The 24,855-nt window shown below is 68.3% G+C and carries 27 protein-coding genes and 2 tRNA genes; 11 read left to right on the top strand and 18 right to left on the bottom strand.

Annotated elements, in window-relative coordinates; genetic code table 11:
• Together ACFQBT_RS10020 and ACFQBT_RS10015 are read left to right on the top strand one after the other, a co-directional pair.
• Positions 1 to 660 carry a response regulator gene (locus ACFQBT_RS10020; protein WP_377822388.1) on the top strand — a complete coding sequence of 220 codons (660 nt, stop codon included), beginning with the start codon at positions 1 to 3 and terminating at the stop codon, positions 658 to 660.
• Positions 657 to 1,850, top strand: a complete 1,194-nt coding sequence (locus ACFQBT_RS10015; protein WP_377822386.1) for a sensor histidine kinase — start codon at positions 657 to 659, stop codon at positions 1,848 to 1,850. The genes ACFQBT_RS10020 and ACFQBT_RS10015 overlap by 4 nt, the downstream gene beginning before the upstream one ends.
• A 78-nt stretch (positions 1,851 to 1,928) precedes the next feature.
• Here the strand turns inward: ACFQBT_RS10015 and ACFQBT_RS10010 are convergent, their stop codons facing one another.
• On the bottom strand, positions 1,929 to 2,801 hold the full coding sequence (locus ACFQBT_RS10010; protein ID WP_377822384.1) for a M15 family metallopeptidase: 873 nt from the start codon (positions 2,799 to 2,801) through the stop codon (positions 1,929 to 1,931).
• A gap of 332 nt (positions 2,802 to 3,133) precedes the next feature.
• On the opposite strand from ACFQBT_RS10010, the gene ACFQBT_RS10005 reads away from it, so the two are divergent.
• Positions 3,134 to 3,207 (top strand) — tRNA-Ile (locus ACFQBT_RS10005).
• Positions 3,208 to 3,289: 82 nt separating this feature from the next.
• A complete protein-coding gene (locus ACFQBT_RS10000) occupies positions 3,290 to 3,661 on the top strand; it encodes a DUF3253 domain-containing protein (RefSeq protein ID WP_377822382.1) in 372 nt (123 codons plus the stop codon).
• A gap of 11 nt (positions 3,662 to 3,672) precedes the next feature.
• Here ACFQBT_RS10000 and ACFQBT_RS09995 read toward each other — a convergent pair whose 3' ends face one another.
• The 5 genes from ACFQBT_RS09995 to ACFQBT_RS09975 are packed head-to-tail and all read right to left on the bottom strand — an operon-like array spanning position 3,673 to position 6,923.
• Positions 3,673 to 4,035: a biopolymer transporter Tol gene (locus tag ACFQBT_RS09995; RefSeq protein WP_377822380.1), complete on the bottom strand. Its 363-nt coding sequence runs from the start codon at positions 4,033 to 4,035 to the stop codon at positions 3,673 to 3,675.
• Entirely contained in the window at positions 3,999 to 4,922 is a 924-nt protein-coding gene (locus ACFQBT_RS09990) for an SGNH/GDSL hydrolase family protein (protein WP_377822378.1), read from the bottom strand. The genes ACFQBT_RS09995 and ACFQBT_RS09990 overlap by 37 nt, the downstream gene beginning before the upstream one ends.
• 23 nt (positions 4,923 to 4,945) lie before the next feature.
• On the bottom strand, positions 4,946 to 5,890 hold the full coding sequence (locus tag ACFQBT_RS09985) for an SGNH/GDSL hydrolase family protein (RefSeq protein WP_377822376.1): 945 nt from the start codon (positions 5,888 to 5,890) through the stop codon (positions 4,946 to 4,948).
• Positions 5,875 to 6,486 carry an acyltransferase family protein gene (locus ACFQBT_RS09980; protein ID WP_377825435.1) on the bottom strand — a complete coding sequence of 204 codons (612 nt, stop codon included), beginning with the start codon at positions 6,484 to 6,486 and terminating at the stop codon, positions 5,875 to 5,877. The genes ACFQBT_RS09985 and ACFQBT_RS09980 overlap by 16 nt, the downstream gene beginning before the upstream one ends.
• Positions 6,441 to 6,923 (bottom strand): acyltransferase family protein, encoded by a 483-nt coding sequence (locus ACFQBT_RS09975; protein WP_377822374.1) that lies wholly within the window; start codon positions 6,921 to 6,923, stop codon positions 6,441 to 6,443. Before ACFQBT_RS09975 ends, ACFQBT_RS09980 begins: the two co-directional genes overlap by 46 nt.
• Before the next feature lie 197 nt (positions 6,924 to 7,120).
• Between ACFQBT_RS09975 and ACFQBT_RS09970 the strand changes: the two genes are divergently transcribed.
• The 3 genes from ACFQBT_RS09970 to ACFQBT_RS09960 all read left to right on the top strand — a co-directional run bounded on the left by ACFQBT_RS09970 (position 7,121) and on the right by ACFQBT_RS09960 (position 10,251).
• Positions 7,121 to 7,690, top strand: a complete 570-nt coding sequence (locus tag ACFQBT_RS09970; RefSeq protein ID WP_377822372.1) for a YflT domain-containing protein — start codon at positions 7,121 to 7,123, stop codon at positions 7,688 to 7,690.
• 144 nt (positions 7,691 to 7,834) lie between these two features.
• On the top strand, positions 7,835 to 8,350 hold the full coding sequence (locus tag ACFQBT_RS09965; RefSeq protein ID WP_377822370.1) for a DUF3145 domain-containing protein: 516 nt from the start codon (positions 7,835 to 7,837) through the stop codon (positions 8,348 to 8,350).
• On the top strand, positions 8,329 to 10,251 hold the full coding sequence (locus ACFQBT_RS09960; protein WP_377822368.1) for a hypothetical protein: 1,923 nt from the start codon (positions 8,329 to 8,331) through the stop codon (positions 10,249 to 10,251). The genes ACFQBT_RS09965 and ACFQBT_RS09960 overlap by 22 nt, the downstream gene beginning before the upstream one ends.
• Here ACFQBT_RS09960 and ACFQBT_RS09955 read toward each other — a convergent pair.
• The 7 genes from ACFQBT_RS09955 to ACFQBT_RS09925 form a co-directional block, all read right to left on the bottom strand.
• A complete protein-coding gene (locus ACFQBT_RS09955; RefSeq protein ID WP_465252287.1) occupies positions 10,248 to 11,684 on the bottom strand; it encodes a carboxyl transferase domain-containing protein in 1,437 nt (478 codons plus the stop codon). The genes ACFQBT_RS09960 and ACFQBT_RS09955 overlap by 4 nt on opposite strands.
• On the bottom strand, positions 11,681 to 12,925 hold the full coding sequence (gene fabF, locus ACFQBT_RS09950) for a beta-ketoacyl-ACP synthase II (RefSeq protein ID WP_377822366.1): 1,245 nt from the start codon (positions 12,923 to 12,925) through the stop codon (positions 11,681 to 11,683). Before fabF ends, ACFQBT_RS09955 begins: the two co-directional genes overlap by 4 nt.
• The gene (locus tag ACFQBT_RS09945; protein WP_377822365.1) at positions 12,925 to 13,173 is read right to left on the bottom strand and encodes an acyl carrier protein; all 249 of its coding nucleotides are present in this window, start codon (positions 13,171 to 13,173) and stop codon (positions 12,925 to 12,927) included. The genes fabF and ACFQBT_RS09945 overlap by 1 nt, the downstream gene beginning before the upstream one ends.
• A gap of 55 nt (positions 13,174 to 13,228) precedes the next feature.
• Complete coding sequence (locus tag ACFQBT_RS09940) at positions 13,229 to 14,266, bottom strand: beta-ketoacyl-ACP synthase III (protein WP_377822363.1); 1,038 nt, start codon at positions 14,264 to 14,266, stop codon at positions 13,229 to 13,231.
• Positions 14,267 to 14,348: 82 nt separating this feature from the next.
• Complete coding sequence (locus tag ACFQBT_RS09935) at positions 14,349 to 15,446, bottom strand: ACP S-malonyltransferase (protein WP_377822361.1); 1,098 nt, start codon at positions 15,444 to 15,446, stop codon at positions 14,349 to 14,351.
• A gap of 91 nt (positions 15,447 to 15,537) precedes the next feature.
• Complete coding sequence (locus tag ACFQBT_RS09930) at positions 15,538 to 15,759, bottom strand: helix-turn-helix domain-containing protein (protein ID WP_377825431.1); 222 nt, start codon at positions 15,757 to 15,759, stop codon at positions 15,538 to 15,540.
• On the bottom strand, positions 15,759 to 16,691 hold the full coding sequence (locus tag ACFQBT_RS09925; protein ID WP_377822359.1) for a PucR family transcriptional regulator: 933 nt from the start codon (positions 16,689 to 16,691) through the stop codon (positions 15,759 to 15,761). Before ACFQBT_RS09925 ends, ACFQBT_RS09930 begins: the two co-directional genes overlap by 1 nt.
• A 140-nt stretch (positions 16,692 to 16,831) precedes the next feature.
• On the opposite strand from ACFQBT_RS09925, the gene ACFQBT_RS09920 reads away from it, so the two are divergent.
• Positions 16,832 to 17,869, top strand: coding sequence for a glycerophosphodiester phosphodiesterase family protein (locus ACFQBT_RS09920; protein WP_377822357.1), 1,038 nt, complete (start codon positions 16,832 to 16,834; stop codon positions 17,867 to 17,869).
• Here ACFQBT_RS09920 and ACFQBT_RS09915 read toward each other — a convergent pair whose 3' ends face one another.
• The 4 genes from ACFQBT_RS09915 to aceE form a co-directional block, all read right to left on the bottom strand.
• On the bottom strand, positions 17,870 to 18,406 hold the full coding sequence (locus ACFQBT_RS09915) for a universal stress protein (RefSeq protein WP_377822355.1): 537 nt from the start codon (positions 18,404 to 18,406) through the stop codon (positions 17,870 to 17,872).
• Entirely contained in the window at positions 18,343 to 18,753 is a 411-nt protein-coding gene (locus ACFQBT_RS09910; protein ID WP_377822353.1) for a hypothetical protein, read from the bottom strand. The genes ACFQBT_RS09915 and ACFQBT_RS09910 overlap by 64 nt, the downstream gene beginning before the upstream one ends.
• Complete coding sequence (locus ACFQBT_RS09905) at positions 18,750 to 20,267, bottom strand: APC family permease (protein WP_377822352.1); 1,518 nt, start codon at positions 20,265 to 20,267, stop codon at positions 18,750 to 18,752. Before ACFQBT_RS09905 ends, ACFQBT_RS09910 begins: the two co-directional genes overlap by 4 nt.
• Before the next feature lie 154 nt (positions 20,268 to 20,421).
• The gene (aceE, locus tag ACFQBT_RS09900) at positions 20,422 to 23,184 is read right to left on the bottom strand and encodes a pyruvate dehydrogenase (acetyl-transferring), homodimeric type (protein WP_377822351.1); all 2,763 of its coding nucleotides are present in this window, start codon (positions 23,182 to 23,184) and stop codon (positions 20,422 to 20,424) included.
• 182 nt (positions 23,185 to 23,366) lie between these two features.
• Here aceE and ACFQBT_RS09895 point away from each other — a divergent pair, with 182 nt between their 5' ends.
• The 3 genes from ACFQBT_RS09895 (at position 23,367) to ACFQBT_RS09885 (ending at position 24,352) form a co-directional block, all read left to right on the top strand.
• Positions 23,367 to 23,789, top strand: a complete 423-nt coding sequence (locus ACFQBT_RS09895; protein ID WP_377822349.1) for a DUF3052 domain-containing protein — start codon at positions 23,367 to 23,369, stop codon at positions 23,787 to 23,789.
• A complete protein-coding gene (locus ACFQBT_RS09890; RefSeq protein WP_377822348.1) occupies positions 23,786 to 24,244 on the top strand; it encodes a peroxiredoxin in 459 nt (152 codons plus the stop codon). Before ACFQBT_RS09895 ends, ACFQBT_RS09890 begins: the two co-directional genes overlap by 4 nt.
• A 32-nt stretch (positions 24,245 to 24,276) precedes the next feature.
• Positions 24,277 to 24,352, top strand: a tRNA-Val gene (locus ACFQBT_RS09885).
• A gap of 17 nt (positions 24,353 to 24,369) precedes the next feature.
• Here the strand turns inward: ACFQBT_RS09885 and ACFQBT_RS09880 are convergent.
• Positions 24,370 to 24,855, bottom strand: coding sequence for an SRPBCC family protein (locus tag ACFQBT_RS09880; RefSeq protein WP_377822346.1), 486 nt, complete (start codon positions 24,853 to 24,855; stop codon positions 24,370 to 24,372).

Here is a 24,855-nt window from a genome sequence, read left to right as displayed (position 1 = left end):
ATGAGCCCGGGCCAGAGCACTCACGCGCGCCTCGTTCGAGTCGTGGTGGTGGATGATCACCCGTTCTTCCGCGACGGACTGAGCCGTGGCCTACGCAACAGCGGGTACGTCGAGGTGATCGGCGAGGCCGGTGACGGCCGGGAGGGCCTGGAACTCATCCGGTCCCAAGCACCGGACGTGGCCGTGCTGGATTACCAGATGCCCGATCTCGACGGCCTGGACGTCGTACACGCAGTGGCCAGGGAGAATCTACCGACCCGCACCCTGGTGCTGTCCGCACTGACCGACAGCTCGGTGGTCTTCCGGGCCATCCAGGAGGGCGCCAGCGGTTACCTGTCCAAAGAGGCCAGTCGCGCGGAGATCGTGGACGCAGTACGGCGGATCGCCAAGGGAGCAACCGTGGTCCCAGCGGAGTTGACGGCGGGGCTGGCCGAGCAGATTCGCAGACAGCGCCAGCAGGACGGGCCCTCGCTCAGCGAGCGTGAGCAGCAGGTGTTGGAAGGGTTCGCCCGTGGTCTGTCGATCCCTCAGTTGGCCGCCGAGCTGTACCTGGGCGCCAGCACTGTCAAGACGCACACCCAGCGCCTCTACGACAAGCTGGGGGTCTCGGACCGGGCCGCTGCGGTCGCCGAGGGTATGCGCCGCGGACTGCTGGAGTGACCCTCGCCGCGGAGCTGCCGGTTCACGCGCTGCGCGCGGCCCGGATCCGGCAACTGTTGAGGCTGCTGCTGGTCGGCTTCTACGTGGCGGTGTTACTCACCGAGCCGCCCGCCGAGCAGTTGATCCCCTGCTGGGTGATAGTCGGCTGTTATCTGGTCTGGACCATCGGCACCGGATTCTTGGCCACCGCCGACCCACGGGCGCAACGGCTGCTCTGGGTCGCTCTCGTGGTCGATGTCGCGGTGCTGACCCTGCTGACCCTGCTCAGCGACACCGCAGCCACCCAGTCCTGGACCCCGTACCTGCTGATCAACGGCTTCTTCGTGATCCCGATCATCGCTGCGGCACAACTCAACCCGTGGATGTGCGCCGCGGTGGTCGCTCCGACGGTCCTGGTCCAGTTCGTCGCAGGGGCGCTGATCCGTAACGTCGGCGGCGAGCCTTGGTCCTACGTGGTGCTGCGCACCGTGGTGCTGAGCGCGGTCGGCCTCGGCGCCGTGCTGCTGTCCAGGCTGCAGCGGGCGCGGGTGCAGCGGATTGCCGGGCTACTGGCCGACCGGACCGCGTTGCTTGAGGAACTACTCGTGGTGCAGCAGCGAGAACAGCAGGACCTGGCCGAGGTCTTGCACGACGGCGCACTGCAGTACGTCCTGGGCGCCCGGCAGCAGTTGGAGGACGTCGCCGAGGGAGACCCGTCGGCAGGACAGCGCGTCGACGAGGCATTGCGGGAGGCGGCGCGCCTGTTGCGTTCCACCACCAGTCAATTGCACCCGGCGGTCCTTGAGGCCGCCGGGTTGCCCGCTGCCCTGAACGACCTGGTCGAGACCGTTCGGGCCCGACAGCCCCTGCAGGTCTCCCTGATAGTCGAAGGGTGGGACGACCGGCTGCGGACCCCTGTTGACAGTCAATTGTTCGCCGGTGCCCGGGAGTTGCTGACCAACGTGGTGAAGCACGCAGAAGCTGACCGGGTACAGGTCACGCTCCGCCGCGACGGGGGTGAGGCCGTGCTCACCGTGGCGGACGACGGGCGTGGGATGGGATCGGTCGACCTGGCCGCACGACTGGAACAAGGTCACCTCGGACTCGCCTCACTGCGGGTCCGGATGGAAGCCGCCGGTGGGGGCTTGGGCGTCCGAGCGGGGCAGCCGCAGGGGACGGTGGTCGACCTGCGGTTGCCACTTCTGGAGTGACAGCTCGAACGTCGGCGGGCAGGAACGCGAGCCTGTCGAGCTCTTCTCTGCCCTACGCGACGTAGGGTCGCGAGTGGTTCAGGCGTGCTCGAAATGCTGGTAGTCCAGCACGCCGTTCTTCCAGTCGCCTCCCCAGCTGAACCGGGAGGCGATGAAAGCCCGGTAGGTGGCGTCTCCGCGCAGGATCTTTCCCTTTCCGGCGGTGCGGGCAACGTGGGTGAAGGTGTCGAACTGCGGCCGGCCGTGAAAGACGTAGGGGTTGACCCACGGGTTGACGTCGATGGCTCTGCCGTAGGCGTGCTGGGACCACGTTGATCCGTTGGTGATCTTGCGGCAGTTGAATGCCGAGGTGTTGTTGGCCCGCACTGATGCGTCGTCGTCGCCCTTGAAGTCGTCGACCAGGCGAAGTTGCTGGATGGGGAAGCGCTGTGTGGCCAAAGTGGTGAAGGTCTTTGCCGTAACGGTCGCGATCGATGAATTCACCACCAGCTCACCGACGTGGTACCTGCCGTCCCAGCCCCAGTAAGGCAGGCGCAGATACCGCAGTGAGCTGAGCGGGACCGGGCACCCCAAGCGGTAGGAGTAACGCATCCGTGCGGCGACGGCGGAACTGATGCCCGTAACCGTGGCAACGGCCTGGGATCCGACTGCGCTGCAAGGGAATCCACCGAGCGCCGCCCAGGTGAGCGGTCCTACGACGCCGTCGGCGACCAGCTTGTGACCAGCCTGGAACGTCTTGACCGCTCGTGCTGTCACCGCGCCGAAGACCCCGTCCGCTGTGATCCTCAACCGGGACTGCACAACCGAGACCGCGGCCCCGGTGTCGCCGGTTCGTACCGCGAAGACCACACACGAGGCAGTTGCGGTAGCGCTCTGAGCGGGTACGGCGGACATCGCAGCAACAGGTGTTGCGGCGAGCATCGCCGATGCGAAAGCTGACACCATCGCCATGCCCGTTGAGCCTAGCGCGTCGCTGGGTCAGATCATCCTGCTCACGGAGGTAGCGCCGCGGGAACGTCGAGCAAGGATGGTCGGCTGCGGGGCGCCGCGACGGCCTGGGTTGAGCCATCGGTCGGCGGGACGCCCGAGACGACTGGATCGGTGCCCTTGGGCCGGGCGGTGAGGAAAACCGGCCGACTGATGCGCCGTGCAGTGGCAGGGATGAGGACGGGTAGCCTAGCGGTGCTCCGGATCGTCGCGGACGTGTTCTTACTCGCCGATCGGCCAAGACCTGGCCGGTCACGCGGTGGGCGCGCCAGCGGATTCCCCGTGATTCCGGGCAGGGGGCGGTAGCTCAGCCGGTTAGAGCAGCGGACTCATAATCCGTCGGTCCTGGGTTCAAGCCCCAGCCGCCCTACGGCGCCTCACCGCGGCGCGTCCTGAGGGTTCACGTTGCGCTGAAAGGGTGCTTGGCGCCCGCGCCGGTCGATAATCCCACCATGACCCAGCCGGAGGACAAGGTGTGCGCCTCCTGCGGGCGGCGGTTCCGGTGGCGCAGCAAATGGGCCGGCTCCTGGGATCAGGTGCGCTACTGCTCCGGTGCCTGCCGGCGTCGCGGTGTCACCGCTGTGGACGCGCAGCTGGAGGCTTCGATCCTGCAGCTGCTCTCGGATCGAGCGCGGTCCGCGACGGTCTGCCCGTCGGAAGCGGCCCGGGCCATCGGCGGAGAGGGGTGGCGCACCTTGATGGAACCCTCGCGACGGGCGGCGCGCCGGCTGGTGGACCAGGGCCGGGTGCAGATCACCCAGAACGGTCACGTCGTCGACCCCAGCACGGCACGGGGCCCGATCCGGATCCGGCGCGTCGACTGAGCCTCGACGGCTTAGTGGCCGGGGCGCGTGCGGTCGAGTTCTTCTAGTTGTCGCAACGATTGCCGGGCCTGCTCGATGCGTGCGGATTCGGCACGCTCCCACCAACGCGGCCCCCGCTCGCCAAGGCCCAGCTTGGCCAGGGCAACGCGCTGACGGGCCGCGGCCACCGCGTCGTCGTCGCCGCGTCGTCCAGCGACCCGCACGCTGGACCGGCCACGGCCGAGCTGGGATGTGAGGGCGGAGACGAGGTCTGACGGCAGGCACGGATCGGTCCGGCGCCACCGCCGCCCGCCGACCACCAGCCAGCGCTGATCGTCGGTGTAGTCCACGGGTGGTTCTACTGGCTGGCGGTCAGTCCGGAGTGGACCACGCATCCGGATGTCGCGCCCGATGCCGGGAATGCGTTCGCGAGCGCCCGGGCGATGCGCTCGGCCCGCTCGCGGTAGCCGTGGCTGGTGTAGTGGATCTTGTCGGCCGGTTGGTACCAACTGGTCTGCACCTCGCTGCGCCAGTCGAAGACCCGCAGGTTCGGATACTTCTGGCACGCAGCGATCAACGCGTTCGATAGGGCCGGGAAGTTGGCGTCCGTGTACGGACCGGAGGTGCGCAGGGTGCGACTGGTCAGCCACATCACCGGGTTGGACCCGGCATGTTTCATGATCAGGTCGATCCGCATCGAGATCGGCCCGGCCCCACCGACGCTGATGTTGGCCAGGTCGTTGTTGCCGATCGCCATCACGTAGCAGCCCTGATAGCCCTGCTTCTCGAATTTCTCGATCGCGTCCAGCGAGTTCGGCTGGTTGTTCCAGTGCTCGATCACCGCGCGGGCGCCGGAGATGTCGGTCGTGACGTTCTTGACCCCGACATCCTTGTATTGCGCGTCGATCCGCCACGCGGGGTTGGACAGGAAACTGGCGCCCACCAGTCCGTCGGAGGTCGAGTCGCCGATGTGCACCACCGACGTGCACGACGTCTGCGGGTAGGCGACCGCCGCCGCGCCGCTCGATCCCGTCGCCGAGGCGGTCGACGTCATGGAACCGGAAGCGGACGAACTCGCCGAGGCGGTCGACGACGGCGTACTCGTCGTGCTCGCGGCGGCCGACGTGGACGTCGGTGACGATGTGGACGACGGTGACGACGTGGACGACGTGGTGGAGGTCGACGAAGGCGCCGCAGTCGTGCCGCCGCTGCAAGCGCTCAGGGTCAGTGCCGCCACGGTGAGGACCGATGCGGACCCGAGCATCGACGTACGCCGAGCCATGCCTGCACGGGCCTCCGACGCCCTCACTGGTTGGCCTTCAATCCCGAGTACACCAGGCACGTCGGGGCAGGTTTCCCGTCCTTGGGGAAGGCGTTCGCCAGCGCCAGGGCGATCCGCTTGGCGCGCTCCTGGTAGCCCTTGGTCGTGTAGTGGATCCGGTCGTCGGGCAGGTACCAACTGGTCTGCACCTCACTGCGCCAGTCGAAGACCCGCAGGTTCGGCCAGCGTTTGCAGGCGTTCTGCAGGGCGGTCGACAACGCGGGGAAACCCTCGTCGCGGTAGGGGCCCACCGTGCGTAGGGTGCGACTGGTCAGCCACATCGTCGGCTGTCCGGCGGTGTGCTTCATGACCATGTCGATGCGCTGGTCCAGCGAGTACGCAGCGCCGACCGAGAGATTCGCGACGTCGTTGTTGCCCAGGGCGATCACGTAGCAGCCCTTGAAACCGTTCTTCTGGAACTTCTCGATCGCGTCCTGGCCGTTGGGTTGGTTGTTCCAGTGCTCGACGATGGCGCGAGCGCCGGAGATGTCTTCCTTCACCGTCGTCACGCCCACCTTCTTGTACTGGGCGGTGATCCGGTCGGCGACGTTCGGCAGGGACGCGGGGGACTCCAGGCCGATCGAGGTTGAGTCACCGATGTGGGCGACCGTCGTACACGAGGTCTTGCCCGGAATCCCGTTGTGCACCGGTTTGCCGGGGGTGGTCGGCGGCGGGGTGTTGATGGCTCCCGGCGTGCCCTCGCTGCCGGGGTCCGCGACCGAGGCGCTGCCGCCCAGGGCCGATGCGCTGCCCAGGCCGACGCTGGCGACCAGGCCCAGAGCGGCGAAGCCGGAGACGATGACCGGTACGGCGCGTCGGCGGCCCTCGCCGGTGGCCGGGCGTTGGAAAGCGGCCCGGAACCCGTTGCGGCGGATGGGATCCTCCAGCAGCGTCCAGCTCAGCGCGGACAGGATCAGCGTGACGGCCACCTGGCCGACGCCGGTCGGTACGGGATGTGCGTCGATCCAGCTCTGGGGGTGAAGTAGATCACCGGTAGATGCCACAGGTAGATGCCGTACGAGCGCTCACCGATCCAGCGGAACGGCTGGGCGCCCAGGACGTTACGCACGATCATCGAGCCGGGGTGGATCGCACTGATCACCAGGACCGCGGTGAGCAGCGACTGCGCGAGGATGCCCCAGGAGTACAGGGAGTCGGGGTGCGAACCGCTGAAGTAGATGATCCAGCCCAGCCCGACGAGGCTGGCCAGACCCAGGACGTCGACCGGTGCCTTCCACGTCCCTGCGGTGGCCCGGAACGGGCGCTCGAAGAGCACGATCGCGAAGATCGCACCGATCAACAGGCCGCCGGCCCGCGTGTCGGTGCCCTCGTAGGCGCGGGTGGTGCTCCACAACGCCGGCATCACATCGGCCGGGCGGATCGAGAATTTGTACAGCAGCACGAAGCTGATGGCTGACAACACACCCGTAGCGACGGCGACCGCCCGCAGATTGCCGCGGAAGAGCACGATCATGCCGATCAGGAGCAACGGCCATACGAAGTAGAACTGCTCCTCGACCGACAGCGACCACAGATGGTCCAGCGGTCCGCCGTTGCCCGCGGTGATGGCGAAGTAATCTCCCCGGCGGCGATCGTGTGCCAGTTGGCCACGTAGAACAGTCCGGCCAGGCCGTTGCCGACCGTCGCGCCCAGATTGTCCCGGTCGGCGATGAGAGTGGCGACGATGACCACTGCGATCACCAGGACGACGGCCGGGAACAGCCGGCGGGCACGGCGTAGGTAGAAACCGATCAGGCCGACCGAGTTGGTGCGCGCCCAGGCACGCAACAAGATGGTGGTGATCAGAAAGCCACTCAGGGTGAAGAAGATGCCGACGCCGAGCAGGCCGCCGGACAGGCCGGGCACGTTGAGGTGGTAGAGCACCACCGCGCCCACCGCGATGGCGCGGATGCCATCAAGACCGGGGAGGTAGGTGTCCTTGGCGGATACTGGGCGTGGCACTCGCGGGGGCTCCTGTAGCTCCGGAAACACGCAGCAACGGGGATCGTGTGGCTGCGAACCGGCAAGGCCGTTCCGCGTCCGGGACCACCTCGTTGTATGCCGATCCCGGCCAGTGTAAATGGCCCGGCATGATCCACGGCGCTGTTGCCCGCGGCGAGTCGGGGCCCGTGGGCGCGCCCCGCCGATACGATCAGAACATGTCGACAAACTCGATGGGCCTCGGCGCAGCCGCCCGAAATACCGCGCTCACACTCGAATATCCGATGTCTCTGGCCACCTACGCCACCTACCCGGAAGCGCAGAAGGCGGTGGACCTGCTGTCGGACAAGCAGTTCCCGGTCGAGAACTGCCTGATCGTCGGCTCGGACCTGAAGCAGATCGAGCGGGTCACCGGCCGACTCACCTGGAGCAAGGTCATCACCGCCGGCATCCTGTCCGGTGCCTGGTTCGGTCTGTTCATCGGCCTGATCTTCTCGCTGTTCGTCCAGAACATCACCGTGTGGCAGGTCGTGATCTACACCGCTCTCTGGGGTGCGGTCTTCGGTCTGATCTGGTCGGCGATCGGCTACGCCTTCACCCGCGGACAGCGAGACTTCAGCTCGGTCAGCGCGATCGTTCCCAGCAGCTTCGAACTGCTGGTCGAGCACAAGTTCGCCCAGCAGGCCGGCACCTTGCTGGATGAAGCCGGGCTGCGGCCGAACGCCTCGGGGTTTCCGGGCACAGCCGCCACCCCGATCGACCCGTCGGCCACCCCGCCCACCGCGTAGTCACGCCGTCATACCGGCGATCAGGAGCACCAGCGGGTTGTTGTGACCCCTGGTGCTCCTGTGACGTGTGGGGCACAATGGGGGAGTCCTTCACTGTTCGAGGCGTAGGGGAAGACGTCCTCGGTCCCGTGAAGGAGGCAGGTTATGTCGGCATCGCGTTCGCGCGCCGTCGCCCGGGGTGTGGTGTTCATCCACTCCACCCCGGTTTCGTTGTGCCCGCATATCGGCTGGGCCCTGGAGAGCGTCCTGGGGCAGCCGGTTCATCTGGAATGGACCAAGCAGCCGGTAGCCCCCGGCTCGGTGCGTACCGAGTTCTCCTGGGCGGCGGAGCCCGGCACGGGCGCTCGCCTGACAACGGCCCTGCGGGGCTGGGAGGGTGTGCGCTACGAGGTGACCGAGGAACCCACTCCCGGATGCGACGGGTCCCGGTGGGCCAGCACCCCCGACCTGGGAATCCATCACACCTGGACCAACGCGTCGGGGGACGCGGTGGTCAACGAGGACCGGTTGCGCTCGGTGCTGATCGCCAGCGGCGGCAACCCCGAGCAGTTCCGCGTCGAGGTCGCCGAGTTGCTGGGCACCGCCTGGGACCAGGAGCTCGAACCCTTCCGAATCGCGGGGGACGGTGCCACCGTCCGGTGGCTGCACCGCGTCTCCTGACCCCGCGCAGCGCGCTCGGCGGCGTACTACTCGCCCTGCTGATCGCCGTACTGTCCGGATGGGCACCGGCGTCCGCTACTGACGCGTCATCGAGTACGACGAGTAGCAGCCAGGCGCAGCAACTCGCCGACCGCTACGCGCCGGTCCTGGTCGTGCGCAAACACACGAAGCAGTGCGGCGACGGCGAGCCCTATCTGCCCATCTCGGTGGACGCCGTGCTGGGCCGCGCGGAGGTCACCTTGCGCACTGCGCGCGGCACGATCAAGGCTCCGACGGCCCGGCAGCTGGCCGGCGCGGGACCGAACAGCTATCTGGATCTGCCGGGAAACGCGCTCGAACCGGGGTGCACCTACGAGAAGTGGTACGACCAGATCCGGCAGGGCCACGAGCCGACCATCTACGCCCGGGTCGTCACCGACCAGGGTCAGGTGGCCGTGCAGTACTGGTTCTACTACGTCTACAACGACTGGAACGACCGGCACGAGAGCGACTGGGAGATGATCCAGGTCGACTTCGACGTGCCCACGGTCGCAGCGGCGCTCACCGCCCAGCCGTCGCGCACGGCGTACGCCCAGCACGAGGGTTCCGAAACCGCCGACTGGGGCGAGGACAAACTGCGTCTGGTCGACGGCACCCATCCGGTGGTCTACCCCGGGCAGGGCTCGCACGCGTCGTACTACAGCCAGCAGCACTGGCTCGGTCGGGGATCGGCCACCGGGTTCGGCTGCGACGACACCTCGGCGCCGGGGACCGAGATCCGGCCGCACGTCGCTTTGATGCCCACCACGGTGCCGACCGATGCGGGCGATGCGTACGCCTGGCTGGCCTTCACGGGGCACTGGGGCGAAAAGCAGCCGACGTTCAACAACGGGCCCACCGGACCGGCGACCAAGACTCAGTGGAGTACGCCGATCGCGTGGGTCGAGGACCAGGGCCGCCCGGCGTCGGTCGACCTTCCGCAGGTGCCGACGATGGCTACCTCGGCGTTCTGCGGCATGGTTTCCCAGGGCTCGACGCTCTTCCAACGGCTGCTCGCCCAACCGGTGCTGACCGGTGGGCTCATCCTGGCCGCGATCGCCCTGTTCGTCTGGCTGGGCGTTCGGACGAAGTGGCGGGACAGCGAGCCCGGGAGGGTGGATCGCACCCGCAACGTGGGCCAGATCCTGGCGGCGATGTTCGGGGTCGCATGGCGCCTGACCCCGCAACTGCTACCGGTCGCGGGAGTGCTCTTCGTGAGCACCTACATCGTGCGCACCGTGACCGGTCTGGCGACCCGCATCGGGCCGCAGGGAACGATCACCGACCTCGATCCGGGCGTGAACGCCTGGTGGACCTGGGTGATCGCCGGAATCGGATGGGTGCTGGTCGCCGTCATCGACGCGGTCTGTGCTGCAATCGTTCTCGACCTGCTGCAGCAGGTGCGCAACGGCCGTGAACCCGACGTACGCGCCGCCGCGGTCGAGGTCAACGCGCACCGCACACCGGTCTATGTGTTCCTGGTGACGGCGGCGGCGGTGGGGATCGCGCTGCTCACCTTCTGGCTCGCACCGCTGGCGCTGATCATGCTCACCCTGTGGTCGCTCGCCATGGCCGCTGCCGCCGTCGAGGAGCGGCCGCTGCGGGCGGCGTTCAAGCGCAGCGCCCAGTTGGTGTGGACCCGGCCGGTGAAGTCCGCGATCGTCGCGTTGCTGCTCGTGCTCACGGCCGCCGGCGTCGGGCCGTTCATCGGCGGGGCACTGCTGTTGCTGACCGGTTGGCCGATCTGGATCGAGGACCTGATGGGCGGCCTGCTGACCGCGGTGGTGATTCCCGCCGCGGTCATCGGCCTCGGGTTGCTCTTCTTCGATCTGCGGCGGCGCGCCGACCAGGACCAGACCGACCGGGAACCGGCGGCTGCCTAGAGCGGGATGTTGCCGTGCTGCCCACGCTGCGCCGGTGCGGCAGCCAGGGCGGCGGCAACCGCGGTGCGGGTCGCGGAGGGTTCCACGACCTCGTCGACGACACCGATCTCCAGCGCGCGGGTCAGGCCGCCGGCCAGGACCGCGTGCTCGGCCGCGAGCTGGTTCTCCATGTCGGTGCGCTCCTCGCCCTCGGTCTCCGCGAGGCGGCGACGGTGCAGGATGCGCACTGCCGCGACGTGACCCATCACGGCCAGTTCGGCGCCGGGCCACGCGAAAACCTTTGTCGCGCCAAGGGACTTGGCGTTCATGGCGATGTAGGCGCCGCCGTAGGCCTTGCGGGTGACGACGGTCACCCGGGGAACGACGCACTCGGCGAAGGCATGCAGCAACTTGGCTCCGCGGCGTACGACACCGTCCCACTCCTGGCCCACGCCGGGCAGATAACCGGGTACGTCGACCAGGACGATCAGCGGAACGCCGAACGCATCGCACATCCGCACGAAGCGCGCAGCCTTCTCGGCCGAGGACGCATCCAGGCAGCCACCCAGGCGGATCGGGTTGTTGGCCACGACACCGACCGTGCGCCCACCCAGCCGGCCGAGGGCGGTGGTGAGGTTCGGCGCCCACTTCGGATGCAGTTCGACGGTGGTGTGCGGATCGTCGAGGATCTGCTCGACGAGCGGGTGGACGTCGTAGGCGCGTTTGGGCGACTCCGGCAGCAGCGCAGCCAGGTCGCGGTCGTCGACGGCACCCCACGTGCCCTGGTCGCCCAGCAGATGGGTGATCTGCCGACCCCGCTCGTAGGCCTGCTCCGCGGAGTCGGTCACCACGTGCACGACGCCGGAGCGGCGGCCGTGCGGCTCCGGGCCGCCGAGGCGCAGCGCGTCGACGTCCTCTCCGGTGACCGAACGCACGACGTCGGGACCGGTGACGAAGATGCGTCCTTCGGCGGCCAGGATCACGATGTCGGTCAGGGCCGGCCCGTAGGCGGCACCGCCGGCAGCGGGACCCACCACGACGGAGATCTGCGGGATCTTGCCCGATGCCCGCGTCATGATCGCGAAGACGTGACCCACGGCGTCCAGTGACAGGACGCCCTCGGCCAGCCGGGCGCCGCCGGAGTGCCAGAGGCCGATGACCGGCACCTGATCGGCCAGGGCGCACTCGTACGCCGCGACGATGACCTTGCAGCCCGCGTCCCCCATGGCGCCGCCCTGGATGGTCGCATCCGTGGCGAAGGCCACCGCCGGGGTGCCGTCGATCAGGCCTCGGGCGGCGAGCGCACCACTGGCGTCCGGCTCGGTGATCAGGTCGACCGAGTCCGCGTCGAAGAAATTCTCCAACCGCAGCAGGGGGTTCCGCGGATCGTCGACCGCGATCGCGCGTGCCGAAGCGTGGGTTTCGCTGGAGGCGAGAGACGGTTGCCGGGTCACGAGACACTCCTGAGAACGGACGCCACGTTGTGCCCGCCGAAACCGAACGAGTTGTTCAGCGCGGCCGTGGTGTCGGGCAGTTTCCGGTGATCACCACGCACGACATCGAGATCGACCGCGGGGTCGAGGTTCTCGATGTTGATGGTGGCGGGGATGAGCCGGTGGTAGATGCTCTGAACGGTGATCAAGGTCTCCAAGGCTCCGGCCGCGCCGAGCAGGTGACCGGTCATCGACTTGGTCGCGGTGACCGCCATGTCGTCGGCGGCGCTGCCGAAGGCCCGTCGGATCGCGGCCACTTCGGCGACGTCGCCGACCGGCGTCGAGGTGGCGTGTGCGTTGATGTGGTGGATGTCGGAGACCGACAGGTCGGCCAGCTCCAGGGCCTCGAGCATCGCCCGGGATGCCCCGGCCCCCTCGGGCTCGGGGGCGGTGATGTGGTGCGCATCGGCCGACATGCCCACCGAGGCGAACTCGGCGTAGATCCGGGCGCCGCGGGCGACGGCGTGTTCGTACTTCTCCAGCACGATCACCGCGGCACCCTCGCCCATGACGAAGCCGTCGCGGTCCACGTCGTAGGGCCGCGAGGCGTGCGCCGGGTCGTCGTTACGGGTCGACAGCGCCTGCATCGCGGCGAAACCCGCCAGGGGCAGCGCGTGGATGGCCGCCTCCGCGCCACCGGTCACGACGACGTCGGCGCGACCTTCGCGAATCATGTCGGCTGCGTACCCCATCGCCTCGGCGCCGGACGCACACGCCGACACCGTCGTGTGGGCACCGGCGCGGGCACCGAGCTCGAGCGAGACACTGCCGGATGCAGCGTTCGGCATCAGCATCGGAACCGTCAACGGGTAGACCCGGCGCGGCCCCTTCTCCTTCAGTACGTCGTACTGGGCCAGCAGGCTGTGCACGCCGCCGATCCCGGTGCCGATGGCCACCGCCAACCGCTCGGGCTCGACCTCGGGAGTACCGGCGTCGTCCCAGGCTTCGCGCGAGGCGATCAGGGCGTACTGCGCGAACGGGTCGAGCCGGCGCGTCTCCACCTTCGCGAGGCGCTCCGCCGGGTCCTGTTTCAAGGACGCGGCGAAGGTCACCGGCAGGTCGTACTGCGCCACCCAGTCCTGGGTGAGAGTCCGTGCGCCGCTGACCCCCGCCAGCAGCGCATCCCAGGTTGCGGGCGCGGTCTCACCGATCGGGGTGGTCGCGCCGAGCCCGGTGACGACGATGCGCTGCGCGTCGGGCATCAGGCCTGGGCCTGCTGGATGAAGGAAATGGCGTCACCGACCGTGTTGAGGTTCTTGACCTCGTCGTCGGGGATGCGCACACCGAACTTCTCCTCGGCGTTGACCACGATGGTCATCATCGACAGCGAGTCGATGTCGAGGTCGTCCGTGAAGGACTTGTCGGCCTGGACCTGCGCGGTGTCGACACCGGTCTCTTCGTTCACGATGTCGGCGAGGCCGGCGAGGATCTCCTGGTCGCTGAGCGCCATGTGCTTGTCTCCTAAGGGTTTTTGGACGTTTACCTGGAACCGCCAGGTGCGGGGATCAGGGGAGTACGACGACCTGGGCCGCGTAGGACAATCCGGCGCCGAAACCGATCTGCAGGGCCAGGCCACCGTGCGGTGCCTCACCTTCGCGCAGCATGCGTTCGGCGGCCAGGGGGATCGAAGCAGCCGAGGTGTTGCCGGTCTGCGCGATGTCACGGGCTACGGCGATGTCGCTCGGCAGATGAAGTTGCTTGATCATCGCGTCGATGATCCGCATGTTCGCCTGGTGCGGGATGAAGGCGTCGAGGTCCTCGACCCGGATACCGGCCTTGTCGATCGCCTGCTGGGCCACCGGTGCCATGGACCAGACCGCCCAGCGGAACACCGAGGGGCCGGCCATGCTCATGGTGGAGGGGTCGAGTCCGTCCTCCGTCTGCGCAGCGTCACCCTGGTCGCGGATGTCCCACCAGGAGCGCCGCTGCCGGATGACGTCCCACTGCTTCCCGTCCGAGCCCCACACCGTGGGACCGATACCGGTGGTGGCCGAGGGGCCGACGACGGCGGCTCCGGCGCCGTCGCCGAAGATGAACGCCGATCCACGATCGTGCGGGTCGACCAGCGACGACAGCTTCTCGACGCCGATGACCAGGACGTATTCGGCGCTGCCGCCGCGCACCATGTCACCGGCCATCGCGACGGCGTGGCAGTATCCGGCGCACGCGGCCGAGATGTCGAAGGCCGCGGCATCGACGCAGCCGAGACGGTCGGCGATCATCGGCGCAGCGGCCGGGGTTTGGAACGGGTGGGTGATGGTGGCGACCACGACCACACTGACCTGCTCGGGCCGGATACCGGCCTGCTCGAGCGCCGTCCGGGATGCGGGCAGCGACATGTCGACGACAGTCTCGTCCGGTGCGGCCCAGCGCCGGGTCACGATGCCCGAGCGGTCGCGGATCCACTCGTCGCTGGAGTCGATCCACGTGCACACTTCGGCGTTGTCGATGACCCGCTCGGGACGGTATCCGCCGAGGCCGAGGATGGCCGCGTGACGGGCGCCCTCCGGCTCGATGAGGTGGCCGGTTCCCTTGGGCTGCATCACACCTCGCTCGTCTCGGGGTGCAATCTCAGCAGTACTTGACCCGGCGACACGGGGTCGCCCTCCTCGGCCAGCCGCTCGATCACCGTGCCACCGTGCGGGGCGGTGACCGGCGTCGAGGAGCGCGGGTGGAGACGGTCGCCACCACGGCACCGGCCTGCACGTTCGCGCCGGTCTGCAGGTCGGCGTACTCGACGACGCCCTTGGCCGGCGCGACGACGAGGCGCCATGCCGGGTCGAAACTGCTGCGGGGCTCACCGTGCTCGCGCACCATCCGGTGCGCGTCCTCCAGGTCGGCGGGCGTCTTGAGCGCAAGGGTCTCGACCCCCGGCATACCGCGCTTGGCCAGGCCGGCGAGGGTGCCGGCGGGCGGGATCTCGATCAACCCGGTGACCCCCATCTCGGTCATCGTGCGCATAGTCAGGTCCCAGCGGACGGGGCTGCTGATCTGCTGGACCAGTCGGCGCAGCAGCTCGCGGCTGTCGTGCACCACATGGCCGTCCTTGTTGCTGACGACGGCGACGCGGGCGTCGTGGGTGGAGATCGCCCGAGCGTAGCGGGCGAGGTGAGCGACCGCAGACGCCATGTGCTCGGTGTGGAACGCTCCGGCAACGCTCAGCGGGATGACGCGGGCCTTGGCCGGCGGGTTGGCCGACAACTCGGCCAGCTGGTCCATGGTCCCGGCAGCGACCACCTGACCGGCGCCGTTGCGGTTGGCCGCGGTCAGCCCGGCGGCTTCGATGGCGGCATCCACTTCGTCGGGATCGCCGCCAACGACGGCGCTCATGCCGGTCGGGGCGATCGCAGAGGCTGCGGCCATGGCCCGGCCGCGTTCGCGGACGAAGACCATCGCCTGTTCGGCGGTGAGTACGCCGGCCGCGGCCAGAGCGGTGATCTCACCGACCGAGTGACCGGCCCCGACCCCGGTCACTCGGAAGCCGTCGGAGGGGTGCTCGAACAGCGCGAGAGCGGCCACCAGCCCGGCGCCGACGATCAGCGGCTGTGCGATGGCGGTGTCCCGGATGGTGTCGGCATCGGAGGTCGTGCCGTGCTCGACCAGGTCCACGTCGGCGGCGGCACCCAGCCAGCCCAACCGGTCCCGGAAACCGGGCAGTTCCAACCAGGGAGCAAGGAAGCCGGGGGTTTGCGCACCCTGGCCGGGGCAGACGATCGCGAGCACGACTCCTACCCTGCCTAGTCGACCCTGTGCACAGCGACCGATGACACCATGAGATTCACTCGGCGAATCTGTGGGGTTCCTACAAAGGCTTCTATCGCTCGTCCCAGGCAGCGAAGGCGAAGGCGACCCGGACCACGAAAGCTTCCCGCACGTCGGTCAGGTCGTAACCGGTCGCCTCCGCGAACTGCCCCAGCCGGTAGCGCACCGTGTTGGCGTGCACGAACAACGCCCGCGCCGTGGCCTCCAGGCTCGGCTGGCCCAGGAAGCCCACCGCGGTCTCGCGTACCGCGTCGCGGTCCCGCAGCGGGCGCATCACCCGGTCGACCAGACTGCGGCGGGCGTGGTTGTCACCGTGTAACGCACGCTCGGCCAACAGTTCGTCGGCTGGGCACAGCCGGGGGCTTCCGGCCAGGCGGGGGCAGCCCCGTACCCCGACAGGGCGGCCCGGGCGCTGCGGCCGGCAGCGAAGACGTGCGGCACGGTGGGGCCGAGCACGATCGGCCCGGGAGCCCAATGCTCCGACAGGGGCGGCAGCTGCCTGACGGGGTCGGTGACCCCGCCAATGATCGCGATCAGTGATCGGCCCTGCACCGAGACCAGGGACTCCAGGCCGGCGCGCCGTGCTTCCCGGCGCAGGCCGTCCACGATGGCACTGTGTACGCCGCTCGGCGCCCGGCCCACGGCCACCAGTACGTCGTGCACCTCGTCCCAGCCGAGGGCGGCAACGCGCGAGCGGAGGGCTTCGTCGGCCTCTGCTCGCAGGACGGCGTCGATGACGTGCGCCTCGAGCCGGGCGTCCCACGCGCCGCGGGCCTCGGCCGCCTGTGCATAGACCGTCGCGGCGGCGAACGCGATCTCCCGCGAATAGATCAACACCGCTTCGCGCAGCTCCACCCGATCGGCGTCGTCGGCCAGCGCGGGGACGTGTTCCTCGACCACGGCGACACTGGTGCGGATCAGATCGAGGGTGTGGCTGAGGCTGATGGACCTGGCCAGCTCGGCCGGCGCGGGGTCGAAGATGTCGATCGCCGAGGCGGGCGCGGCACCGTCGGCGTGATACCAGTCGATGAAACCGCCGATACCGGCCTGGGCCACCATGCCCACCCAGGAGCGCTCCTCGGCCGACAACTCGCGGTACCACGAGTGCTCGGACTCCATCTGCTGGATCGCCGCGGTCGCCATCGCGCCCGCGGCACCCTGCAGGCGGCGCCAGGTCAGCTCCCGGGTGGTCGAAGTGATCGTCATCGCAGTCCGACGATACCGGTCGTCGTTTGTGGATTCCCTCCAGCGGACGGACTGTCGCAATGTGCAGAGTTCACCATCGGTTCCCTCCCGCGGCACTGCAGGGATGCCTTGCGGTCGTGTTGGACCGGTGAAGTCTGAGCATGGTGGCCTACCGGCTCGACGAACCGCCGCTCGTGATTGGCCATCGTGGCGCGAGCGGCTACCGCCCCGAGCACACGCTTCCCGCCTATGAGCTCGCGGCGCGACTGGGCGCCGACAGTGTCGAGACCGACCTGGTGATGACGGCCGACGGGGTCGCGATCTGCCGGCACGAGAACGAACTCTCGCGGACCACGGACGTGGCGGCCCACCCCGAATTCGCCGATCGGCGTACGTCACGGGTGGTGGACGGCATCGAGCGCACCGGGTGGTTCAGCGAGGACTTCACCCTGGCGGAGATCAAGACGCTGTGGGCGGTCGAACGGTTGCCCCGGCTGCGACAGGCGAACACGATCTACGAACGTCGTTTGCGGGTCCCGACCCTCGATGAGTTGTTAGTGCTACGCCGGGCACTGTCCCAGGAGTTGAGCCGCATCGTGGGGGTCAGCCCCGAACTGAAGCATGCGGCATACTTCCGCGCTCGCGGCCTGGATCTGGAGGGTGCGGTCACGCGCGCCCTGCGTGAGGCCCGACTGGATGCGCCCAATGCTCCGGTCTTCGTGCAGTCCTTCGAGCTGACCAGTCTGATCCGGTTGCGCGAGGACCTCGGGCTGCGCACCCCGCTGCTGATGCTCACCGAGCGGGAGGGAGCACCGACCGATCTGGCCGGCACCCCCGACGAGCGCACGTACGCCGATCTGGTGACTCCGCGAGCCCTGCGGCTGATCTCGACCTGGGTGACCGGGATCGGTCCGAGCAAGGACCAGGTCATCGTGCGTCGCCCGGACGGCTCCCTCGGGCGGCCCACCGATCTCGTGCGGCACGCGCACGACGCCGGTCTCCGCGTGCACGTGTGGACGTTCCGGACCGAAAACACGTTCCTACCAGTCGATTTGCGCTCCAGCCGCGTCCCGCAGGAGTTCGGCGACGGACTCTCCGAGCTCGCCATCTTCACGCGCGCCGGGGTCGACGGATTGATTACCGACCACCCCGACGTGGCCGTGCACGCGCGAGCCGAGGTCTTCGCCCACGCCGGTTGATCAGACCCGTCGGCGGTGCGGCAGCAGCACCGTCGGCACCGGGGAGGTCCGCACGATGCGGGTGGCGGTGGACCCGAGGAACACCCGGGCCACAGGAGCGTGCTCACTGGAGCCCAGGACCAGCAGGTCGCCGGGCAGCCAGTCGAACTGGTCCGTGGCGCGGGACCATCGCGAGCCGACCAGTACGCCGCTGCGATGGGTCGTGACGCCGGACTGCGCGAGCGCCTGACCGATGCGCTCCTGGACGGCGACGGCATCGGCGCGCCAACTGTCGAAGACGCCCTGGTCGGCGAAAATCGTCAGCGCTGCCGAGTCCCGCACCGCGAACGTCACCAAGGTGGCGGGCACCCCGAGCCAGTTGCACAAGGCGGCCGCTTCGCCGGTGAGGCCGAGATCGGTGCGACCCGGTCGCACGGCCAGGACGACCCGGCGGATCCGTTCGTCGTTGGGGCGGTACCCCCTGGGGGCCAGGCCTACCGGGATCGAGGAGCTGTGCACCAGCCGGTCGGAGGTGCTGCCCAGGCTGATCTGACCCAACGGACCCGATGCCGAGGAGCCGACGATGAGCGCGCGTGCGCGTCGGGCCTCCCCTCACGTTGCAGCATCGCCGGAACCGAGCGGCCGGCCCGGACCACCTCGGTGACCGGCAACTGCGCCGGTAGCCGATCGCGAGCGGCCGCCAATGCTTCCGCAGCGGCTTCGCGGATCCGTTGCTGCCATTCGTTGTCGATCCCCGCGGGGTCTCGCAGCGCAGGGGAGTCGGACATGCTCTGGATGATGCAGCACAGCACCAGTTCGTCGCCGGTCGTCCGGGCCAACTGGGCGGCCAGGTACAAGCCCGAGTTGGTGGACGGGTACGGGCCGAACCCGACGACGATGCTCATTGCGGACTTCCCGGGACGGTGCCCTCCTGGGTCAACTCGCCGGCGAGGTCCGGTGTGGCCAACCGGGCGTGCTTGCGGCCGTAGAAGAAGTAGACCAGCAGGCCGATGGCCAACCAGACGAGGAACCGGATCCAGGTCTCGACCGCGAGGCTGGCCATCAGGGCGAGGCAGCAGGCCGTAGCCAGGATCGGCACGAAGGGCACCAGGGGAGTGCGGAAGGGTCGCTTCATGTCCGGCTGCGTCCTTCGCAGGACAACGACCGCGATCGAGACCACCACGAACGCGAAAAGCGTTCCGATGCTGACCATTTCGGCCAGGACACTGATCGGGACGAACCCGGCCAGGATGGCGACGGTGGCGATCGTGAGGGCCGTCATGAGCACCGGTGTGCCCCACGAGGGATGGACCTTGCGGAAGATGGGCGGCAGCAGTCCGTCGCGGGCCAACGCGAAACCGATCCGGCCCATGGCGATGATGTCGACCAGGATCACCGAGCTCAACCCGGCGACCGCCGCGATACCGATCAGGATGCCGGCCCACCCGACGCCCACCTGGTGGAAGACGTCGGCGACCGCGTCGGCCTCGGACAGGTCGCGGTAGTTGACCATGCCGGTCATGACCAGGCAGACCCCGACGTACAGCAAGGTGCAGATGCCTAACGTGCCCAGCAGGCCCAGCGGCATGTCGCGGGCGGGCTTCTTGGTCTCCTCGCCCAGGTTGGCGACCGCCTCGAATCCGGAGTAGGCGAAGAACACCACGGCCGATGCCACCAGCACACCGGCGATGCCGTACTGGCTGGGGGTGACACCGGTCAGGAACTGCCACAACGGGGCCGTCAGTTCGGCTCCCGAACTCTTAGCGGGCTGGGCCGGCGGGATGAAGGGCACCCAGTTCTTGGTCTTGACGTAGAACGCGCCGACCGCGATGACGAAGATGCAGACGATGACCTTGATCGCCACCAGCCCGTTGGTGACCCACTTACTCTCCCGGATCCCGCGCAACGCGACGTAGCCGAGGACGAGGGTGATGAAGATGGCGCCGACGTTGACGACGGATCCCTCTTCGGCGAACCACTTCGATGGCAGGTTGAAGACGCCGGCTATGTATCCGGACCAGCCGCGCGCGACCACCGCTGCGCCCAAAGCGAATTCGAGGATCAGGTCCCACGCGATGATCCAGGCGAAGATCTCCCCGATGGTCGTATAGGCGTAGGTGTAGGAACTGCCCGCGGTCGGAACCGCCGCCGCCAGTTCGGCGTAGCACAACGCGGCCAGCAGCGAGACGGCACCGGCGATCAGGAACGAGATGACGATGGCCGGTCCGGCGTTGTTCTTGGCCTGCACACCGGTCAGGGTGAAGATGCCCGTGCCGATGACGATGCCGATCCCGAATCCGATCAGGTCCCATACCCCGAGGCTCTTGCGCAGACTGCCGCCGTGCTCGTCGGCTGCCCCCGGGTCCTCGTCGTTCTGGTGGATGACGTCGTCCACGCTCTTCTTGCGGGTGATGTCCATCGGTACCCCTTCACTTGGCGGCCACAGACCCTCAGCTCAGCCGACGTTAGGGGAACCGCCGAACCTGGTGCGGGTGACCACCCTTAGGGGACGCCGCGACCGGCGGTCCGAAGACCGCCGGTCGCGTTCGAGACGTGCGCGTGGAACGGCTCCCTCAGGACTCGCCGCCCGCGTTGCCGGAGGTGCCGGCGGTGACATCCAGCAGCCGGTACTTCTCCGCGGCCTGCCCGGCCAGAGCCGGGTCGACATCACCGCGACGGCCCAGTTCCTGCAGCGTCCGGACCGCCAATGACGGGCCATCGATGTGGAAGAAGCGCCGGGCGGCAGCGCGGGTGTCACTGAAGCCGAACCCGTCGGCGCCCAGGGTCACGTAGTCACCGGGCACCCACTCGCGGATCTGGTCCTGTACGCCGCGTTCCCAGTCGGAGGTGGCCACGACCGGACCCTGGGCGTCGGCCAGGCGCTGGGTGACGTACGCCGTGCGCGGCTCCTCCTGCGGGTGCAGGAAGTTGTGCTCATCGCACGCGAGGCCGTCCCGGCGCAGTTCGTTCCAGGAGGTCACCGACCACACGTCGGCGACGACGCCCCAGTCGTCCTTCAGCAGCTCCTGCGCCTCCAGCGCCCACGGCACACCGACGCCCGAGGCCAGCAGCTGGGCGCGCGGGCCGTCGCCGGAGCCCTCGCTGATCCGGTGCATTCCCTTCAGAATGCCTTCCACGTCGACGTTTTCGGGCTCCGCCGGCTGCACCATCGGCTCGTTGTAGACGGTCAGGTAGTAATACACGTTCTCCGGCTGATCGCCGTACATCCGCCGCAGGCCGTCCTGGACGATGTGCGTCAACTCGTAGACGTAGGCCGGGTCGTAGGCAACCACCGCCGGGTTGGTTTCCGCGAGCAGATGCGAATGACCGTCGGCGTGCTGCAAACCCTCACCGGTCAGCGTGGTCCGCCCGGCGGTGGCACCGATGAGGAAACCGCGCGTCATCTGGTCGGCGGCCGCCCACAGGTAGTCCGCTGTGCGCTGGAACCCGAACATCGAATAGAAGATGTAGATCGGCACCATGTGGATGCCGTGCGTCGCGTACGACGTGCCCGCGGCGGTGAAGGCCGCCGTCGAGCCGCCTTCGTTGATGCCCAGGTGCAGGATCTGACCGTCGATTGCCTCCTTGTAGGACAGCATCAACTCGTGGTCCACGGAGGTGTAGTGCTGACCGTGCGGGTTGTAGATCTTGGCCGTCGGGAAGAAGCTGTCCATCCCGAAGGTTCGGGCCTCGTCGGGGATGATCGGCACCACGTGCTTGCCGAACTCCTTGTCGCGCATCAGGTCTTTCAGGACCCGCACGAAGCCCATCGTCGTGGCGACTTCCTGCTTGCCCGAGCCCTTCTTACCGATCGCGTACGCCGAGTCGTCCGGCAGCTTGATCGCCGCCGCCCGGGTGCGCCGGTTCGGCAGTCCGCCGCCCAGCTTGGCCCGCCGTTCCTTGAGGTACTGGATCGCCGGGTCGTCGTCGCCGGGGTGGTAGTACGGCGGGGCGTACGGGTCGGCCTCGAGGACCTCGTCGCTGATCGGGATCTTCAGGGAGTCCCGGAACTGCTTGAGGTCATCCAGGGTCATCTTCTTCATCTGGTGGGTCGCGTTGCGGCCCGCGAAGTGGGTGCCCAGGCTGTAGCCCTTGATGGTGTGCGCCAGGATCACCGTCGGCTGGCCGACGTGTTCGGTCGCGGCTTTGTACGCGGCGTACACCTTGCGGTAGTCGTGCCCGCCCCGCTTGAGCTTCCACCAGATGTCGTCGTCGGACCAGTCCGCCACGAGCTTGCGGGTGCGCGGGTCACGGCCGAAGAAGTGCTCGCGCACGTAGGCGCCGTCGTTGGCCCGGAAGGTCTGGTAGTCACCGTCCGGGGTGGAGTTCATCAGGTTGACCAGCGCGCCGTCACGGTCGGCGGCCAGCAGCGGGTCCCAGCCGCGGCCCCAGATGCACTTGATGACGTTCCAGCCGGCCCCGCGGAAGAAGGACTCCAATTCCTGGATGATCTTGCCGTTGCCGCGGACCGGACCGTCGAGGCGCTGCAGGTTGCAGTTGATGACGAAGGTCAGATTGTCCAGACCCTCGTTGCCCGCCAATTGGAGTACGCCGCGTGCCTCCGGTTCGTCCATCTCACCGTCCCCGAGGAAGGCCCAGACCCGTTGCTGGCTGGTGTCTTTGAAGCCTCGGTTGTGCAGGTACTTGTTGAACTGGGCCTGGTAGACCGCGTTCATCGGGCCGATCCCCATCGAGACGGTGGGGAACTCCCAGAAGTCGGGCATGTTGCGCGGGTGCGGGTAGGACGGGATGCCCTTGAGCTCACCGTCGACGATGTGCGACTTCTCCTGGCGGAAACCGTCGAGCTGGTCCTGGGTGAGACGGCCCTCGAGGAAGGCGCGGGCGTACATGCCGGGGGAGGCGTGACCCTGGAAGAAGATCTGGTCGCCGCCGCCCTCGTGGTCCTTGCCGCGGAAGAAGTGGTTGAAGCCGACTTCGTACAGCGTCGCGGCACTGGCATAGGTGGAGATGTGGCCGCCGACCCCGATGCCCGGCCGCTGGGCCCGGTGCACCATGATCGCGGCGTTCCAGCGCAGCCAGTTGCGGTACTTGCGCTCGGTCTCCTCATCGCCGGGGAACCACGGCTCCGCCTCGGGCCCGATGGTGTTCACGTAGTCGGTGGCGACCAGCGAGGGGACGCCCACCTGCTGCTGACGGGCTCGTTCGAGCAGCTTCAGCATCACGTAGCGCGCACGGTTCTTCCCGGCGTGCTCGATGACCTGATCCAGCGACTCCAGCCACTCGCTGGTCTCGTCGGGATCGGTGTCGGGCAGTTGGCTGGGGATGCCGTTCAGGAGTGGACCCGGGTTTGCCGGGGTTACAGGGTCGGGTGTCATGAGTGGCTCCTCTCGTGCGACACCGTGAAGAGGCTTGCTTCCATCGAAGCACTCCGAAGCCCAAGCGTGCAGGGCCGGGTGGGTTACCCGCCGGTAGTTCCCATTCCTCGGGAATGCCGCTCGGGGGACCTTTTCGCGCCAGTCGGGTTGCGAACGCGGGGGATACCTAGTGGACTACGCGCATGGTGAATGACGCCATCGACGTGGCCTTCTGGGAGAAACTGGGATTCGCGGACGGTCAAATCGTCCAGGAGATCGGCTGGGACGAGGACAGCGACGACGATCTTCGCGCAGCGATCGAGGACGTGGTCAGTGCGTCCTTGGAGGATGAGGACTTCGACGGCGTCGTGGACGTCGTGATGTTGTGGTGGCGCGACGGCGACGGTGATCTGATCGACGACTGCGTCGATGCGTTGACCAACCTGGCCGACAAAGGCTTTGTGCTCTTGCTCGTGCCGAAGGCCGGTCATCCCGACCACGTGGACGCCGCTGACATCCAGGAGGCCGCGCAGACCGCCGGGCTCAAGGTGGGCTCGACCAGCAAGGCCGGGCCCGACTGGATCGCGGTGAAGCTGGTTCAGGCCGGCCAGAGCAAACAGCGATGAGCCTCGCAGTGGGGGACAACGCCCCCGATTTCACGCTGAAGGACCAGTTCGGCGCGCCGATCACCCTGTCCGGGGTGTTGACCGGCAAAGCGGCCCTGGTGGTCTTCTACCCGTTCGCATTCTCCGGGATCTGCACCGGCGAGCTGTGCGGGGTCCGGGACGACCTGGCCCGCTACCAGAACGACGCGGTGGACTTCCTGGCCATCTCCTGTGACCCGATGCCGGCGCTCAAGGCGTGGGGTGAGCAGGAGGGCTACGACTTCTCGCTGTTGTCGGACTTCTGGCCGCACGGTCAGGTGGCCCGCGATTACGGGGTGTTCCACGAGGAGGCGGGGTTCGCCGTACGCGGATCGTTCCTGATCGACCAGAGCGGTGTCGTGCGCTGGTCGGTGGTCAACGGGCCGGGCGAAGCGCGCGACTTCAGCGAAGCGGCGGACGCGATCGCGGCTTTGTAGCGCGGCACTGTAGTCTTGGGCGCCGCCCGTCAGGGCCTGTAGCTCAGTTGGTAGAGCACCGCGTTTACACCGCGGGTGTCGTCGGTTCGAACCCGGCCGGGCCCACCATCCCCAGCTTCGCCGGCTCAGCGCGGTGAAGCCTGCGGGTATCCGCGCCGGACCGTGCGGTCCAGGATCCCGAGTGTGCCCTTGAGGTTCGCCTCGGAGATCACGGGGAAAATGCCCGCGTCGCGCCATTCGGGCGCGATCTGCGACCAGTCGTAGAAGGACGTGACGAGGGTCGAATCCCCTTGCGGCTGCAGAGAATAGCCGTACACGTGACCGATGGGTGGGCGCACGGTGCCCAGAATGGTCCAGGCAATCGACGTGTCCGGCTCGAAGTCGGTGATGGTGACGGTGACGTCGTACTCGCCCATCGGCAGATCGCCCAGCGCCTCGCGATCCATGTGCACGACGAACTGGTCGCCTACAGAACGGACCCGCGCACCGTCGGCGCTCATCAACATCCCGGACGCGTCGATGGCGACGTGCCCCTGGGGGTCGGTCAGGACCGCGAAGATGTCTGATGCTGCAGCGGGGATGGTGCGCGTGACTTCCAGGCGGTCACTCAT

Source organism: Branchiibius cervicis (genome assembly GCF_042661605.1).
Taxonomy (GTDB): Bacteria; Actinomycetota; Actinomycetes; order Actinomycetales; family Dermatophilaceae; genus Branchiibius; species Branchiibius cervicis.
This window is presented reverse-complemented; position numbering and strand designations above follow the sequence as displayed.